This is a genomic window from Mycobacterium sp. RTGN4 (assembly GCF_033804635.1).
In the GTDB taxonomy this organism is placed as follows: Bacteria; Actinomycetota; Actinomycetes; order Mycobacteriales; family Mycobacteriaceae; genus Mycobacterium.
Genome location: NZ_JAPZLB010000001.1, coordinates 566,661 through 581,198, shown reverse-complemented (window position 1 = coordinate 581,198; position 14,538 = coordinate 566,661). Strand labels below are relative to the sequence as shown.

Genomic DNA, 14,538 nt, shown 5'->3' with positions numbered 1-14,538 from the left:
TGTACGTCAACTGCGCGTGAACAACGTTCTTCATCCCCAGATGCGCTTTGATCCACACCTGGTCACGCACCAGGGCGCGAGCGGGCAAATGCGACGGGGTCTGCTGGGAAGTTCGGCGCATGACCACTTCTGATCCGTACGACTATTCGCTCACCCGTCCCGGCGAACTCATCGCCGCGATTCCCGCCCTGCTCGGCTTCGTCCCGGAGAAATCTCTCGTCCTCGTCACGATCGAGCACGGTTGCCTGGGCTGCGCGATGCGCGTCGATCTGTCAGACGACCTGTACGGCGTTGCCCTCCAGATGGCCGAGGTTGCCGCGGCCAGCCGCCCCGAACGGGCCGTCCTGGTCGTCGTCGACGAGTCGGGGGCGTCATGCCGGATGTGCAACGACGAGTACCGCGAACTGGCCGCAGCCGTCACCGACGCGCTGAAGGTGCACGGCATCGAACTGTGGGCGGCTCACGTCGTCGACCAGATCGCCGCTGGTGGACGTTGGCACTGTGCCGACGGGTGCGGCGCCAGCGGCACGGTCGACGATCCGGCGTCGTCCCCGCTGGCTGCGGCGGCCGTGCTCGACGGACGGCCGCTTTACGCCCGCCGTGAGGAACTCCTCGATTTCGTCGCGTTGGCAGAGCCCGAGCGGGCGAGCGGGCTCAGCGTGCTGATCGAGCGTGCCACCCACGCGGGCGGCGGCCGCCCGGCTACGGCCGCCCGCCGCGATGTCGAACATGCCATGGAAGCGGCGAGCACCATCGCCGAAAGCGGCCGACTGCCCGACGACGACGTGGCCAGGCTCGCTTGCGCACTGACCGATCCGCGGGTGCGCGACACGATGTATGCGCTCGCCGTCGGCAGCGCCGACACGAAGCCGAGGCGCTCTGGGCGATGATGGTGCGCGTGCTTCCTGATCCCTCGCGTGTGGAAGCGCTTGTGCTGCTTGCCTTTTCGGCGTACTCACGGGGCGATGGCCCGCTGGCGGGCATCTCGCTGGGGGAGGCGTTGCGCGCTGACCCGGAACACAAGATGGCGCGCATGCTGGATCAGGCGCTGCAGACGGGGATGCGCCCTCAGCAGATCCGGGAGCTCGCGCGCACGGGCTACCGCCTGGCGAAGCGCATCGGTGTCCGTTTGCCACCCCCGCAGCCATTTGGCCGCCGGGCGGGTTAGACCTTCTCGACCTTGACGGCGTGCGCCATATCGTGGGGGAGTTCGACCTGTTCGTGGCCGGGGATGACGATGAGCACGCTGCCGGAGTCACTGACCTGAACGGTGACGCGCGCGTTGGGCACCACGCCAGCGTCCTTGAGGCGGTAGATGAGGTCGGTGTCGCCCTGGACGTGCTCGGTGAGCTGGCGGACGCGCACGGCCACGGGGAAGCCGGTAGGAAGTTCGGTGAGTCGAACCAGGGTCACGTCGTCATCACCCGACGACGTGACGCCGAGCTCGGACAGTCCGGGAATCGGGTTGCCGAACGGCGACGTAGTCGGGTTGTCGAGCACCTTCACCAAACGCCGTTCGACGTCCTCGCTCATCACGTGTTCCCAGCGGCAGGCCTCGGCGTGCACCTCTTCCCATGGCACGCCGATCACGTCGACAAGGAGCCGTTCGGCGAGCCGGTGCTTGCGCATCACCGAGACGGCCAGTGCCCGACCCCTATCGGTCAGTTCGAGGTGCCGATCGCCTGCGACGTGGAGGAGCCCATCGCGCTCCATGCGTGACACCGTCTGGCTGACTGTGGGGCCGCTCTGCTCGAGACGCTCCGCGATCCGGGCGCGCAGGGGCACTACGCCCTCTTCCTCGAGGTCGTAGATGGTTCGCAAGTACATCTCGGTTGTGTCGATCAGGTCGTTCATGCTCGCGCCTTCCCAAGCCCAGCGTCTCAGCCGAGTCTACCGGGGTCAGCGGCTGATCTGGGGTGCAACATGGTTCGACGCGATGTGATCTCAGACAGCAGTGATCCCCGCCGGTAGCGGCGGGGATCACTGTGATGAAGCTAGCTCGCGTACGAACGCAACCGCTCTGCGCGCTCACCCTGACGGAGTTTGGACATGACCTCGCGCTCGATCTGGCGGACCCGCTCCCGGGAAAGCCCGAACAGCTTGCCGATCTGGTCGAGTGTGCGCGGTTGGCCGTCGTCGAGGCCGAACCGCAGCCTGATCACCTGCTGCTCGCGCTCATCGAGGGTGGCCAGCACGTGGCGGATATCGGTGTGCAGCAGTTCGGAGATCACCGCGTTCTCGGCGGACATGGCGTTCTCGTCCTCGATGAAGTCACCCAGTGGCGCCTCTTCGTCGCTGCCGACCGGCATGTCCAGACTCACCGGATCGCGACTGTGCGAAAGCAGGTCGGCGATCTTCTCGGCGGGGATGCCCGACTCCTCGGCAAGTTCCTCGTCGGTGGCGTCGCGACCCAGGTTCTGGTGCATCTCACGCTTGATCCGCGCCAACTTGTTCACCTGCTCGACCAGGTGGACGGGGAGGCGAATGGTGCGGCTCTGGTCTGCCATGCCGCGGGTGATGGCCTGGCGGATCCACCACGTGGCGTACGTCGAGAACTTGAAGCCCTTGGCGTAGTCGAACTTCTCCATCGCGCGGATCAGACCCAGATTGCCTTCCTGGATGAGATCGAGCAGCGGCATGCCTCTACCGGTGTAACGCTTCGCCAGCGAGACGACGAGCCGGAGGTTGGCCTCGAGGAGGTGGCGACGGGCAGCCTCACCGTCGCGGGCGACCGCAGCCAGTTCGCGTTTGCGTGTGTCACCGAGTCGCTTCTTGGTGGCGAGCAGATGTTGCGCATAAAGCCCTGTTTCGATCCGTTTGGCTAGCTCGACCTCGTCTGCGGCGTTCAGCAAGGCGGTTTTGCCGATGCCGTTGAGATACACGCGTACAAGGTCGGCAGCTGGGCTCTGGCTGTCCAAATCGGAATCGACGCGGCTTAGGGTGGCGTTTGCCATTGCGGCCTCCTGCTCGGGTGGAACTGTCATGAGCTACAACGCTGTTGTCGCTTCAAGAGTTCCCACGCGTCGCGGGTTTCACACCTTCTGACCTGCAGAGATTCGACGTCGACCTGAATTTCTCCTGAGAAAAGACCAAGAAGGCTCTCATCAAGGAACGTCGTAGGGCGATTCCGTCGACTCCGGTTGCGGTGAACCGGGCGAGCGGCGCTCCAGCGCAGGCCGCTCGGAGGTGGGGAAGAGCGGAATTCGCCGCGGCGCCTGATAACGGCGTGGCTCCTCGGCCCGCCGTGGCGGGCGGTCGTTGGCGATCAACACGGCGATCCACGGCAACGGGATCGACGCGACGAGGATGGCCAGCGAGATGAGTCCGTTGTGCCAGAGGCCGTACGCCCCAGCCGCCAGCAGGAGTGCCGGGACGCGGAACGACATGATCGTCAGGTACTTGCGCACGCGCTCTCGGTGCTGCACTTCGTACGGTTGTTCCGCACGGGTGATGAGCACGGGCTTGCCGTCATCGTCGAAACTCAGCTCTTGGCCGTGTTTCATATCTCCACTGTTCCACACTTCCGTGCCCGGGTAATCGGCCCGGTTTCTTACGGATCCATCTTTGGGCACAATGAATGCCATGCAGACCCAGACGATCGAGCGCACCGACACCGACGAACGCGCCGATGACGGGACGGACGACGACGCACCCAAGGTCTTCCACTATGTGAAGAAGGACAAAATCGCCGAAAGTGCCGTCATGGGGACCCATGTCGTTGCCCTGTGTGGCGAGGTCTTCCCGGTGACCAAGTCCGCCAAACCCGGTTCACCGGTATGTGCGGATTGCAAACGGATCTACGAGTCGCTCAAGAAGTAGGCCGCGCCGGCGGCGCCCCGACGTTCGCTTGCCCGGCGTCTTCTTGTGCGGCGTCTTCTTGGTCACCGTTGCCATTGCGCACTTCGTCGGCCTTGTCCTCCAGCCATTCGCGCAGTCGGCGGGCGTGGGTGTCCGGCGCGGGCCACTCTTCCTGGATCGCGGCGTTCAACTCGGCGCCGATCATGATCGCGAAGCCGAGGAAGAAGGCGAACAGCAGGAACGCGATCGGGGTCGCCAGCGCGCCATAGGTGTATCCCGTCTCGGTGATCCAGGTCAGATAGAACCGCAATCCCAACGTCGCGACCAGGAACACCAGCGTGGCTAGCACGGCACCGTATGCGAGCCGGTGCGTTGGCAGCGGCTTGGGCAGCGCTACCCGGTAGAGCACGTTGAATGCCAACACCAGGCCCACGACCAAGACCGGGTAGTACCCGTACTGGAGCGCGTTGGCCAGGCGCACCGGAATGTGTTCGGCGATCTTGATCGGCCCGAGGGCGACGAACGGCGCCGAGATGATCACGGTGACCAACATCGCCAGGTAGAGCCCGAGCGCATAAAACCTTTGACGCACCGGGTGACGCAGTGGCGTCTGGTCGTGCGCCTCGGTAATCGAGTCGACGAAGGCCGATATCGCGGACGACCCTGCCCACAACGAGATCACGAATCCGATCGAGACCACTTCGCCGCGCGCCCCTTGGGCGATGTCCCGGATCGTCGGCTCGATGATCTCGTTCACCACATTGGGCGAGAAGAAATTCTTCGCGGTGTTGAGGATCTGCTCCGTGATCATCGGTAGCGTCTCAGGTCCGAACAGCGGCGCTACGTAGGCCAGGCTGCCGAGCATCCCGAGCAGCAGCGGCGGTAGCGACAAGGCGCACCAGAACGCGGCCTGAGCCGACTCCGAGAAGATCGAATCGTCCCAGCTCTTCACAAGCGTGCGCTTGGCCACCCGCCAAATGTGGTGTCGGCTGGGCTTGACTGGCGCTGGTTGGTCATTCATGACCAGACCAGCATTACCGATGCGGGCCGCCGCAACCCAAATTGACGGTCGTCGGCGGGTCGGTCAGGCCTCGACGGGGTCGACTTCCAGGACCGCAGCCAACTCCACGAGCTTTGCCTCGTGCTCGTTGGCGTGGTGCTGGCAGAACAGCAGCTCGGCTCCCGAAGGCAGCTTGGCGCGAACACGGGCGGCGGCGCCGCACCGGTCACAGCGATCAGCCCGAGTCAGTTCGGGACTGGTCAGAGTTGCGTTCATGGCGCTCTCCTCCGTTTCTGCTGGTGCGTCTACCGCTCGTGGGTCTACTGTCTCAGACGTTTTTGCTTCCGGCCTTGTTCCCCGACCGTTCACCGGTGTGTCGTGTCTCACGCAATACCCAAGTTGCAGGTCCGGCACACTCAGCGGATGATCGCCGCGCCTCGAATATTCGTCCACCTGTGCACGACGGATGAGTGGCGAGCCGCCGAACGGCTCGGCCTGCGTAAGCCACCGTCGCTCGACGATGTCGGCTTCGTGCATCTTTCTGCCCCCCAGCAGGTCCATCTGCCCGCCAATCGGCTGTATGCCGGCCGCACCGACATGGTTTTGCTGCAATGCGATCCAGCGTCGTTGGATGCGCCGGTGCGTTGGGAGCCCGGCGTGCCGGGTGATCCGGAGGCGATGCGCTTCCCGCATCTGTATGGGCCGCTCCCGATGGCCGCTGTGACGAGCATCACGCCGTACGGGCCGGGCGCCGACGGGAGGTTCCCCGAACTGTCCGAGGAGCAGCTGTTGGAACGGGATCAGGAGTTGGACAGGTAGGCGTCGACTTCCACTTCGACGAGGAGGTCCGGCGAGATGAGCGCGGACACCTCGACCATCGTGGCGACCGGGCGGATGTCGCCGAACACCTCGGCATGGACGGCCGCCACCACGTCCCAGTGGCTGATGTCGGTCACGTACATCCGCGTGCGCACCACGTCGGAGAGCGCTGCACCTGCCTCGGTCAGCGCCGCCTCGATGCGGCGGAACACTTCCCGACTCTGGGCGGCGAGGCCGTCACCGGCGGCCGTGGTGCCCGCAACGACGACCAGCGGTCCGATGCGTACCGCCCGTGAGTAGCCGACCTGCTCCTCGAACGGGGAGTCCGAAGAGACGTTCACGCGCGCGTGGAAGGGCATCACGACGAGTCACCATACTGCGACGCGGCCCCGGGGAAGGGGCTCAGAACGCGGTTTCGACTACGCGGGCACGGCCTCGACGATGGACATCGGACCCGCGGTGGGCACGATCCGGGTCTGGCGAAAACCAGCCTTGGACAACAACTCTGCGTACTCGGATCCGGTACGTTCCCGGCCGCCCGCCTGGACGAGCATCTCGAGGTCGAGCAACATGCCGGGGTGCGGCGGCGCACCCGCTGGCAACACCAGTTCGAGCACGAGCAGCCGTCCGGTCGGGGCGATGGCCGAACGGACATTGCGCAAAATCGTCAGCGCCTGATCGTCGGCCCAGTCATGCACGATCGTCTTGAGCAGGTAGGCGTCCCCGCCTTCGGGCACAGACTCGAAGAAGGAACCGCCGACCATGGTGCAGCGCTCGCTGACGCCTGCGGCCTCCAATGGCGCGCCCGCGCCGTCGATGACCGACGGCTGGTCGAACAGCACCCCCCTGGCTCGGGGGGCTTTCCGCAGCACTGCGCCGAGCAGCGCGCCGTGCCCGCCGCCGACGTCGACGATCAGCTTTCGGTCGCTGAAATCGTATGCACCGTCCAGGCTTTCGATGGCCATGCTGGACACGCCGGTCATCGCCCGGTTGAAGACCTCGGCGTACTCCGGCCTAGTCTCGAAGTAGTCGAAGATCGGCATGCCGCGGACCGCCTCGGCCGCGGTCTCGCCCGTCTGCACGGAGTGCAACAGGCTGCCCCAGTGTTCCCAATGTTCTTGAGTGCCTATCAATTCGACCATGGCCGCCATCGTGTCGGGGCTGTCCGTGCGCAATTCTTGTCCGACTCGGGTCAGTGCGAAACTGCCGTCGCGACGTCGCTTGAGGATCCCGTTGCTTGCGAGCGCGCGCATGAGCCGGAAGGTGGCACTCGCATCCGACCCGACCTTGCTGGCGACCTCGTCGGCACTCAGCGGCCCGGACGCAAGCACGTTGGCGATGCCGAGCTTCGTGGCCACGTACAGCGCCTGGGTGAGCCAGGCGCCCTGTGCGATCTCCAGCAGCGCGACCTTGGGCGGTACGGCGGCTCGGTGGAGCAGGCCGAGGCCTGCGCGGACGCGGCCGATGCCATCGATCAGCCAGGCGGGTGGTGGTTTCGAGGTGTCTGACACGACGCCAACCTTAGCGTTTCCTGTGTGTCGGGACTTGTCAGGTGGGGGCGGTGGCGCACGTCACGGTAATTCCGTTACCTACACTGACTCATCGTGGCCATTCTCGCCGGATTCATACCGTGGATCGTCTATTGGGTGCTCGTCGGAAACGTGCCCTTCAAGGTCGCGGTGGTTGCGGCCCTGGCAGCAGCCGTGGTGTCGTTCGTCGCCGGGCGGATCAGGGGCACCGGCGGGCGCACGCTCGAAATCGGAGCGATCGGCGTCTTCGTGATCCTGACGGTGCTGACGTTCACAACGAGCCAGGCCTTCATGGAGCGGTGGGTGCAGCCGTTGAGCAGCGCCGGGATCTTCCTCGTTGCGCTCACCAGCGTGCTGATCGGGCGGCCGTTCGTGCGCGAGTTCGCCGAATCGGATCAGCCCCCCGAGGTCGTCAAGAGCGAATTGTTCGGCCGGATAACCACATTGGTGACATGGATCTGGGTCGCCGCATTCGCGGGCATGACGGTGTCCTCGGCGATTCCACCGATCGTGCAGGGCAATGCAACGCTGCTTGACACCCGCACCCCGTTGTCGTTCATCTGCTACTGGGTCATTCCATTCGTGTTGCTGTTCGGTGCGGTGGTCACGGGGCGCTTGCTCACCGACCACATGGTGGCCGAGGCCAACAGCCCCCACACGGTCCGCAAGACGACGTTCCTTGCCTTCAAGGAACTCGGTATCGACGAGCTGCTCTACCTGGCTCACGAGAAGGCCAACCGGGAGGCCGGCCCCGGCAAGGAGGCATACGCCGTCCAAGTGGGCGGCAAGGGCGTCCCGCTGACCGGCGACGAGTCAAGGGAGTCCTGGCCCGCGTCGTACAAGGTGCGCGAGGCCCGTTAGCTGGCCACGCAGAACTGTTTAACAGTTCAAATACCTGCTGCGCGTTTCCATCTCGGTGTCTGTACATCCACCAGCGCGAGGCTTACATTTGGTGCGGCGGTGAATGGTCTGACTGATCCGAGAGCCATCGCTTGACCTCCCAGACCGGCCTAGTCCGTCGCAGCCGAAACATCGGGGTAATCGGCACAAGGGGGTACTGACAATGTCAGAGCAGGAAGAAAACATCGAACTCGTCAAGGCGGGCTATGCCGCGTTCATCGCGGGTGACATCGAGACGGTGATGGGGTTGTTCGACGACAACGTCGAATGGGTCCAACCGGGTAACAGCACCATCAGCGGCGTCTACCACGGCAAGGGTGAACTCACGGGCTACCTCGCGCAGCTCGGCGCCAAGTCGCCATCGGTGAAAGTGAACCGCCTCATCGCCAACGGTGACACCGTCGTGGCGCTGACCGACGTCGCGGTAGGTGACGAAAAAGGTGAGGACGCCGACGTCTTCACGATCCGCGATGGCAAGACGGTGCGGGTCGTCGTACACACCGACACGGCGTTGATGGAGCGCGTGTACGGAACGAAGCAGGTCGCCAACCGATAGCGAAAGGCATTGAACCGACCCGTCATTCGCCAGCAAAGGCGGGTCGGCTCAAGAGCGAGCTAATCCAGGTAGTCGCCCGTTGGCCCGGCGGCCCCGTCGCAGTCGGGAACTTGTGTCAAGAAAAGTGTGGGAGCCGTGGTCTCTGATCGCTCCTAGTTGGTGAACGCGACTCGCAAGGGGTCGCGACCCAACGAAAGGAACGATGATGACCACCACCCATATCCGCACGAAGACACGCCAATTCGGCATGAGCGCGGCACTGCTCGTCGCAGCAGGCGCAGTCACCGTGCTCAATCCCGTAGCCCCCGCCGCCCACGCGGCGATTGCACCGCAGATCTTCACGATCCAACAGGTGTCGTCCGGCCGATTCCTCGACGCCTGGAATGACGGCACCCACGACTACGACGTCGTCACACGCCCGGGCCAGGGCGACTCCAGCCAAGAGTGGAAGGTCACCTTCGACGACAGCGGCGCGAGCGTGGCCACGATCCAACAGGTGTCGTCGGGCCGGTTGCTCGATGCCCACGAGATCGCCTCGTTGGACTTTCGCGCAGTGTCGCGACCGGGCGGACAGACCGACAACACCCAGAACTGGCAGGTGAAATCGATCGGGGGAGGTTCCTACAACATCATCCAGCAGAGTTCGGGGCGTTTCCTCGATGCACACGAGATCAAGGAGAAGGACTTCGAAAGTGTCACGCGCCCTGGTGGTCAGACCGACCACACTCAGGAGTGGAGACTCAACTTCGTGCGCTACGCCTGAACGTGGCGGCCATGGGTTGGCCGTGATGGTCTGGCCAACCCATGGATCGTCGCCTAGTCCAGGTAGTCGCGCAGCACCTGAGAACGGCTGGGGTGACGCAACTTTGACATCGTCTTGGACTCGATCTGGCGGATTCGTTCGCGGGTGACCCCGTAGACCTGCCCGATCTCGTCGAGGGTGCGGGGCTGGCCGTCGGTGAGGCCGAAGCGCAGTCGGACCACGCCCGCCTCGCGCTCGGACAACGTCTCGAGCACCGACTGCAGCTGATCCTGAAGCAGGGTGAACGACACCGCGTCCACGGCCACGACGGCTTCGGAATCCTCGATGAAGTCGCCCAGCTGGCTGTCGCCCTCGTCGCCGATGGTCTGGTCAAGCGAGATCGGCTCACGCGCATACTGCTGGATCTCCAGCACCTTCTCCGGCGTGATGTCCATTTCCTTGGCGAGCTCTTCTGGGGTGGGCTCGCGGCCCAGGTCCTGCAGCAGCTCGCGCTGGATGCGACCGAGCTTGTTGATGACTTCGACCATGTGCACCGGAATGCGGATGGTGCGGGCCTGGTCGGCCATGGCGCGGGTGATGGCCTGGCGGATCCACCACGTGGCATACGTGGAGAACTTGTAACCCTTGGTGTAGTCGAACTTCTCGACGGCGCGGATGAGGCCGAGGTTGCCTTCCTGGATGAGGTCCAGGAACGCCATGCCGCGGCCGGTGTAGCGCTTGGCCAACGACACGACGAGGCGGAGGTTGGCTTCGAGCAGGTGATTCTTCGCGCGATCGCCGTCGCGGCAGATCCAGAGCATGTCGCGCCGCTGCGCGGTGGTGAGCTTCTCGCCCTTCTCGGCGTGCTCCGTCATCAACTGGGTGCAGTAGAGCCCGGCCTCGATGCGCTTGGCGAGCTCGACCTCTTCCTCGGCGTTGAGCAGCGCGACCTTGCCGATCTGCTTGAGATAGGCGCGGACCGAGTCGGCAGATGCGGTGAGTTCGGCGTCCTTGCGGGCCTGGCGCAGCGCCTCGGACTCCTCTTCGTCCCACACGAAGTCGCCAGAGGCCTTGTCCTTCTCGGAGGGCTCGGCGATGTCGTCGTCTGCGGCGGCATCGGCGGGCGCAGCCTTGGCCCCGGCCTTACCTGGGGTGGCCTCGTCGTCGCCGACCACCACGACCGCGTCGTCGCCGGTTTCGAGGTCAGCGAGATCGATTTCCTCGACCTCGATTTCCTCATCGGGCTCGACTTCGATGTCGTCGGTCGATTCGAGTTCGTCGGTAGCTTCCAGTTCGGTGCCGCCGCCGGCCGCCGCGCCCTTCTTGGGACGGCCGGGGCCGCCTGCGGTCTTGGCGCGTGGACCTGCCTTGGCTGCGGTGCCCGGTGCGGCTTTCGTGGCGCGTGCGGTGGTCTTGGTGGCCTTCTTGGCGGGGGCCGATCCGTTCGCCGCCTTGGTGGCCGCAGCCTTCTTGGCAGGGGCCTTGGTGGCGGGGCCCTTTACCGGCTCATCGGTTACCGGGCTTGCCTTTGTCGCGGCCACTTGCACCCTTTCGGTCATTGCGGATCTCGGTGGTCGTGGGCGTGCGCCACCGAAAAGCGTCGGCTGTCGAATGTTGGCGTTGATCTCAGCTTGGATACTTGCCGCTATCCGTCGTGCGGCCGCCGTTGACCATTGTAACGACAGTGTTGGCCAAGTGCCGCTACGAGCGGCAAATATGCCACCGCGTGCCGTCCCGGAGCCGCCCCGAATCGGAACTTCGGCGACGCACTAGTGCGTCGGGGCGCCGACGTCGGTGGCCATCGCGGCACCGACGATGCCCGCGGTGTTGAGCAGCGCGGCGGCCACGACGGGCACCCGGTTCTTCAGCAGGGGTATCCACTTGTCGGCCTTGCGGCTGATGCCGCCACCGGCGATGAACAGGTCGGGCCAGATGGCGTTCTCGACCGTGACGAGCACCTTGGTGACCTCTTCGGTCCAGCGCTCGTAACTCCAGTCCTTGGCCTCCTTCACCGACGACGCCGCGCGGTGCTCGGCCTCCTTGCCGCCAACCTCGAGGTGGCCGAATTCGGTGTTGGGCAACAGGACTCCGTTGTAGATGACTGCCGAGCCGATGCCGGTGCCGAACGTCAGGAGCACGATCAGGCCGGTGTTGTCCTTGCCCGCGCCGAACTTCTCCTCGGCCAGACCCGCGGCGTCGGCGTCGTTGAGCACGGTCACCGACTGGCCGTTGAGCTTGGCGCTGATGACGTCCTGCGCGTTGGTGCCGATCCACTTCTTGTCGACGTTCGCGGCGGTGCGGACGATGCCGTCGGTGACCACCCCGGGGTAGGTGACGCCCAGGCTGCCCTTCCAATCGAAGTGGCGGACCACCTCGGCGATGGTGTCCGATACCGCGTCCGGCGTGGCGGGTTGGGGCGTGGCGAGTTTGAAGCGGTCGCCGATCAACAGACCCGTTTCGAGGTCGACGATGCCGCCCTTCACGCCGCTACCACCGACGTCGATGCCGAATCCCCGGTGTTGGGAGGCAGCGCTGGATTCGGTGGCTGGGGTATCGGTGGCGGTCATTGAACGCTCCTCTTGCAACGCAGTTTCGTTTCCCCTGGCGAGTTCGCCCCGCCGTCGAAGCAGGTGAAGCGCGACCCACACATTAGTGCTTCGTCAAAGTCGACGTGGGGCCGACGAGGAACCCGTTTGCCACTCGTGTGTTGCGATATCTGGGTGAGCCACTCAGACAACGATCCGGTGACCCTGCGGGCGGTCTCGGAGCTGCTGGCCGTCGAGGCTGCCGAGCTCGTCCGACGTCGCCGCGCCGAGGTATTCGGTGACGACGCCCGACGCGACCACGACGGCACGACGGTCCAGAGCAAGAGCACGCCGACCGATCCCGTCACGATCGTCGACACGGAGACGGAACGGATGTTGCGCGACCGGCTGGCGGTGGTCCGGCCCGGGGAACCGATTGTCGGGGAGGAGGAGGGCGGGTCGGTCGACGCACGGGCGGGCGCCCCGACCTGGGTGCTCGATCCGATCGACGGGACCGTGAACTTCGTCTACGGACTCGAGGCGTACGCGGTCTCCGTCGGCGTACAGATCGACGGAAGCTCGGTGGCCGGCGCCGTCGCCAACGTCCCGACCGGTGAGGTGTTCTCGGCCGCGCTGGGGCACGGTGCGCACGTCCGCCGCGGCGATGCGTCCGTCCCGTTGCACTGCACGACCGTCACCGAGCTCTCGATGGCCTTGGTGGGCACCGGGTTCGGCTATGCCCGCGAGCGCAGGATCCGGCAGGCGAAGGTCTTCACCCAGCTGCTGCCCGAGGTGCGCGACGTGCGTCGCATCGGATCCTGCGCGCTGGACCTGTGCATGGTGGCCGCCGGACGCCTCGACGCCTACTACGAAGAGGGCGTGCACGTATGGGACTGGGCCGCGGCCGCGTTGATCGCCGCCGAGGCCGGGGCATGGCTGCGATTACCCCCCGCGAACGGGAAGTCGGGCTTCGTCGCGGCCGCGGCACCGGGGATCGCTGCGGAGTTCGACCGCGCGCTGCACGGCAGTGGGGCGTACTAAGCGCTAACAGGTGGCTCCGTGAATCTTCGACAGCAGCGCCGAGTCTGGCGGCTGGGTCGCGTCCGGCCGAAGGCTGGCAAGCATGGCGTCGGTGTCGTCGTTGTGCGTCAACTCGGTGAAGTCGGTCCCGATGGCCAAATCGACGGTGTCGTCGCTCCGTTGGTCTTGATACAACTCCGTGCACGGAGCGACCAACCAGACCGCGGCCGCGGCCGCGCGGCCCGTCGGCCCGAACCGGAGCTGCCCCTGGCATTCCAGGCGGGTGCCGGCATAGACGTCGTCGTTGGCGGCGGCGGGCTGGGCGTATCCGAGATCGCGCAGCGCACCCGAGACCTCGGCGGCCTGGCCGCCCTGGCCGCTGGCGTTGAGCACCCTGATCTTGGTGTCGGCGAGTTTCGCGGGGACGACCTCGGTCATGGTGGCAGTGGTGACCGGCGAGCCGAGCTTGGGCTGGTTCGGGTCGGTGGCCGCCGGTGGTGCGTTGCACGCGGCCACCTGCTCCACCTCGGCGGGCTGATTGAAGGCGATCAGCCACGCGACCAAGGAGATGACGGCCAGCGTGGCGATCACGATGGCACCCGGTAGGAAGTTCCTTCGCCGGAAGGGGCGACCGTGTTTGTCGAAGGCGGTGCCTGACGTGATTTGCGCGACCACCCCTGCACTGTAAGGGCAGGCCGTGGCGCCGGTCGCTACCTGGCCATTCGTCCTGTGATATAAATCACAGTCAATCTGTGCCGAAACGGGGCACGAATTATTTGGCGGATGCGTTCTGCGCTGGTACAAAGCTCTGTCGCTACTGATACGAGGGGAAGAGGGGTATGGCCACCGACTACGACGCCCCACGGCGCACCGAGACCGACGACGTTTCCGAGGATTCGCTCGAAGAACTCAAGCAACGGCGCAACGAGGCCCAATCGGCGGTTGTCGATGTAGACGAGTCCGAATCTGCGGAGTCATTCGAACTGCCCGGTGCCGACTTGTCGGGCGAGGAACTCTCGGTTCGCGTGATACCCAAGCAAGCCGACGAGTTCACGTGCGCAAGCTGCTTCCTGGTGCATCACCGCAGCAGGCTTGCTACCGAGAAGAACGGCGTCATGATCTGCACGGACTGCGCTGCCTGACCGGAGCCGCTCAGGCGCGCAGTGCCGCCAGCAGTTGGTCGGGTCGCCTGCTGCTCACCAGCCAGTACGGGGTCGGGTCGTCCGGATCGTCCAGGACCACCAGGATCATCGGGCCCACCCACGGCCGGTGCACGACATAGGCCGCTGGATCGAGTTGGCGACCCAACGCGGAGGACTTGGCCGAGCGAGGAACTTCGGCCGAACGGGCGATGACGCTGACCGGAAGGTGCGCTGCGTTGACCCACAACTCGGTTTCGCGATCGGGGGAGCTCACGACCCGGATGTCGAATCGACCCATCCAGAGCAGGACCGCGGCGGCCACCGGCAGCAGCACCGCGAACGGTATCCAGGCGGGCATGGCCTGCACACCTTGATCAACCTCGAGGGCGATGAGGCCCGCAAGCCCGAATCCTGGCAGCCACCACCACAACGGCACTCGCAATCGTTCTTGATACAGCACCGTTTGGGCGGCTGCGCGCGTGTCGGACACGTGGCCAAGAGTAATCT

The 14,538-nt window shown here is 65.4% G+C and carries 18 protein-coding genes and 1 pseudogene; 8 read left to right on the top strand and 11 right to left on the bottom strand.

What is annotated here, in order from left to right; translation table 11 throughout:
* Positions 1–119: 119 nt before the first annotated feature.
* A pseudogene (locus tag SLQ30_RS02825) lies at positions 120–1,168 on the top strand (DUF4192 domain-containing protein).
* On the opposite strand, the gene SLQ30_RS02815 reads toward SLQ30_RS02825, so the two are convergent.
* The 3 genes from SLQ30_RS02815 to SLQ30_RS02805 all read right to left on the bottom strand — a co-directional run bounded on the left by SLQ30_RS02815 (position 1,165) and on the right by SLQ30_RS02805 (position 3,503).
* A complete protein-coding gene (locus SLQ30_RS02815; protein WP_319445305.1) occupies positions 1,165–1,854 on the bottom strand; it encodes a metal-dependent transcriptional regulator in 690 nt (229 codons plus the stop codon). The pseudogene SLQ30_RS02825 and the gene SLQ30_RS02815 sit on opposite strands and share 4 nt — an antisense overlap.
* Before the next feature lie 140 nt (positions 1,855–1,994).
* Entirely contained in the window at positions 1,995–2,954 is a 960-nt protein-coding gene (locus SLQ30_RS02810; RefSeq protein ID WP_319445590.1) for a sigma-70 family RNA polymerase sigma factor, read from the bottom strand.
* Between the two features lie 150 nt (positions 2,955–3,104).
* Positions 3,105–3,503, bottom strand: coding sequence for a DUF3099 domain-containing protein (locus SLQ30_RS02805; protein WP_319445304.1), 399 nt, complete (start codon positions 3,501–3,503; stop codon positions 3,105–3,107).
* Between the two features lie 79 nt (positions 3,504–3,582).
* Between SLQ30_RS02805 and SLQ30_RS02800 the strand changes: the two genes are divergently transcribed.
* Entirely contained in the window at positions 3,583–3,819 is a 237-nt protein-coding gene (locus tag SLQ30_RS02800; protein WP_319445303.1) for a DUF3039 domain-containing protein, read from the top strand.
* On the opposite strand, the gene SLQ30_RS02795 is transcribed toward SLQ30_RS02800, so the two are convergent.
* Together SLQ30_RS02795 and SLQ30_RS02790 are read right to left on the bottom strand one after the other, a co-directional pair.
* A complete protein-coding gene (locus tag SLQ30_RS02795) occupies positions 3,809–4,819 on the bottom strand; it encodes a YihY/virulence factor BrkB family protein (protein WP_319445302.1) in 1,011 nt (336 codons plus the stop codon). The two genes, SLQ30_RS02800 and SLQ30_RS02795, sit on opposite strands and share 11 nt — an antisense overlap.
* 63 nt (positions 4,820–4,882) lie before the next feature.
* Positions 4,883–5,074 carry a hypothetical protein gene (locus tag SLQ30_RS02790; RefSeq protein WP_319445301.1) on the bottom strand — a complete coding sequence of 64 codons (192 nt, stop codon included), beginning with the start codon at positions 5,072–5,074 and terminating at the stop codon, positions 4,883–4,885.
* 147 nt (positions 5,075–5,221) lie between these two features.
* Between SLQ30_RS02790 and SLQ30_RS02785 the strand changes: the two genes are divergently transcribed.
* Complete coding sequence (locus tag SLQ30_RS02785; RefSeq protein WP_319445300.1) at positions 5,222–5,617, top strand: DUF952 domain-containing protein; 396 nt, start codon at positions 5,222–5,224, stop codon at positions 5,615–5,617.
* On the opposite strand, the gene SLQ30_RS02780 is transcribed toward SLQ30_RS02785, so the two are convergent.
* Together SLQ30_RS02780 and SLQ30_RS02775 are read right to left on the bottom strand one after the other, a co-directional pair.
* The gene (locus tag SLQ30_RS02780) at positions 5,599–5,976 is read right to left on the bottom strand and encodes a RidA family protein (RefSeq protein WP_319445589.1); all 378 of its coding nucleotides are present in this window, start codon (positions 5,974–5,976) and stop codon (positions 5,599–5,601) included. The genes SLQ30_RS02785 and SLQ30_RS02780 overlap by 19 nt on opposite strands.
* Positions 5,977–6,036: 60 nt before the next feature.
* A complete protein-coding gene (locus SLQ30_RS02775; protein ID WP_319445299.1) occupies positions 6,037–7,128 on the bottom strand; it encodes a methyltransferase in 1,092 nt (363 codons plus the stop codon).
* A gap of 93 nt (positions 7,129–7,221) precedes the next feature.
* On the opposite strand from SLQ30_RS02775, the gene SLQ30_RS02770 reads away from it, so the two are divergent.
* The 3 genes from SLQ30_RS02770 to SLQ30_RS02760 all read left to right on the top strand — a co-directional run bounded on the left by SLQ30_RS02770 (position 7,222) and on the right by SLQ30_RS02760 (position 9,365).
* Positions 7,222–8,007 (top strand): hypothetical protein, encoded by a 786-nt coding sequence (locus SLQ30_RS02770; protein ID WP_319445298.1) that lies wholly within the window; start codon positions 7,222–7,224, stop codon positions 8,005–8,007.
* Positions 8,008–8,209: 202 nt separating this feature from the next.
* Entirely contained in the window at positions 8,210–8,602 is a 393-nt protein-coding gene (locus tag SLQ30_RS02765) for a nuclear transport factor 2 family protein (RefSeq protein WP_319445297.1), read from the top strand.
* Positions 8,603–8,807: 205 nt separating this feature from the next.
* Positions 8,808–9,365 (top strand): RICIN domain-containing protein, encoded by a 558-nt coding sequence (locus SLQ30_RS02760; RefSeq protein ID WP_319445296.1) that lies wholly within the window; start codon positions 8,808–8,810, stop codon positions 9,363–9,365.
* A gap of 53 nt (positions 9,366–9,418) precedes the next feature.
* Here SLQ30_RS02760 and SLQ30_RS02755 read toward each other — a convergent pair whose 3' ends face one another.
* Positions 9,419–10,885, bottom strand: coding sequence for an RNA polymerase sigma factor (locus tag SLQ30_RS02755; protein ID WP_413467922.1), 1,467 nt, complete (start codon positions 10,883–10,885; stop codon positions 9,419–9,421).
* Between the two features lie 228 nt (positions 10,886–11,113).
* Positions 11,114–11,911, bottom strand: a complete 798-nt coding sequence (gene ppgK / locus SLQ30_RS02750) for a polyphosphate--glucose phosphotransferase (protein ID WP_319445294.1) — start codon at positions 11,909–11,911, stop codon at positions 11,114–11,116.
* A gap of 153 nt (positions 11,912–12,064) precedes the next feature.
* On the opposite strand from ppgK, the gene SLQ30_RS02745 reads away from it, so the two are divergent.
* Positions 12,065–12,910: an inositol monophosphatase family protein gene (locus tag SLQ30_RS02745; protein WP_319445293.1), complete on the top strand. Its 846-nt coding sequence runs from the start codon at positions 12,065–12,067 to the stop codon at positions 12,908–12,910.
* A 3-nt stretch (positions 12,911–12,913) separates the two neighbouring features.
* Here the strand turns inward: SLQ30_RS02745 and cei are convergent, their stop codons facing one another.
* On the bottom strand, positions 12,914–13,564 hold the full coding sequence (gene cei, locus SLQ30_RS02740; RefSeq protein WP_319445292.1) for an envelope integrity protein Cei: 651 nt from the start codon (positions 13,562–13,564) through the stop codon (positions 12,914–12,916).
* Between the two features lie 164 nt (positions 13,565–13,728).
* On the opposite strand from cei, the gene SLQ30_RS02735 reads away from it, so the two are divergent.
* Positions 13,729–14,031: a DUF4193 domain-containing protein gene (locus SLQ30_RS02735; protein ID WP_319445291.1), complete on the top strand. Its 303-nt coding sequence runs from the start codon at positions 13,729–13,731 to the stop codon at positions 14,029–14,031.
* 10 nt (positions 14,032–14,041) lie between these two features.
* Here the strand turns inward: SLQ30_RS02735 and SLQ30_RS02730 are convergent, their stop codons facing one another.
* On the bottom strand, positions 14,042–14,521 hold the full coding sequence (locus SLQ30_RS02730; RefSeq protein ID WP_319445290.1) for a DUF3093 domain-containing protein: 480 nt from the start codon (positions 14,519–14,521) through the stop codon (positions 14,042–14,044).
* Positions 14,522–14,538 lie beyond the last annotated feature (17 nt).

Excerpts from the sequence above, each read along its gene's own strand:
- SLQ30_RS02810 (WP_319445590.1), bottom strand. The coding sequence starts at position 2,954 with ATGGCAAACGCCACCCTAAGCCGCGTCGATTCCGATTTGGACAGCCAG.
- SLQ30_RS02760 (WP_319445296.1), top strand. The coding sequence starts at position 8,808 with ATGACCACCACCCATATCCGCACGAAGACACGCCAATTCGGCATGAGC.
- SLQ30_RS02800 (WP_319445303.1), top strand. The coding sequence starts at position 3,583 with ATGCAGACCCAGACGATCGAGCGCACCGACACCGACGAACGCGCCGAT.
- SLQ30_RS02785 (WP_319445300.1), top strand. The coding sequence starts at position 5,222 with ATGATCGCCGCGCCTCGAATATTCGTCCACCTGTGCACGACGGATGAG.
- SLQ30_RS02795 (WP_319445302.1), bottom strand. The coding sequence starts at position 4,819 with ATGAATGACCAACCAGCGCCAGTCAAGCCCAGCCGACACCACATTTGG.
- SLQ30_RS02790 (WP_319445301.1), bottom strand. The coding sequence starts at position 5,074 with ATGAACGCAACTCTGACCAGTCCCGAACTGACTCGGGCTGATCGCTGT.
- SLQ30_RS02805 (WP_319445304.1), bottom strand. The coding sequence starts at position 3,503 with ATGAAACACGGCCAAGAGCTGAGTTTCGACGATGACGGCAAGCCCGTG.
- SLQ30_RS02815 (WP_319445305.1), bottom strand. The coding sequence starts at position 1,854 with ATGAACGACCTGATCGACACAACCGAGATGTACTTGCGAACCATCTAC.
- SLQ30_RS02765 (WP_319445297.1), top strand. The coding sequence starts at position 8,210 with ATGTCAGAGCAGGAAGAAAACATCGAACTCGTCAAGGCGGGCTATGCC.
- SLQ30_RS02735 (WP_319445291.1), top strand. The coding sequence starts at position 13,729 with ATGGCCACCGACTACGACGCCCCACGGCGCACCGAGACCGACGACGTT.
- SLQ30_RS02780 (WP_319445589.1), bottom strand. The coding sequence starts at position 5,976 with ATGCCCTTCCACGCGCGCGTGAACGTCTCTTCGGACTCCCCGTTCGAG.
- ppgK (WP_319445294.1), bottom strand. The coding sequence starts at position 11,911 with ATGACCGCCACCGATACCCCAGCCACCGAATCCAGCGCTGCCTCCCAA.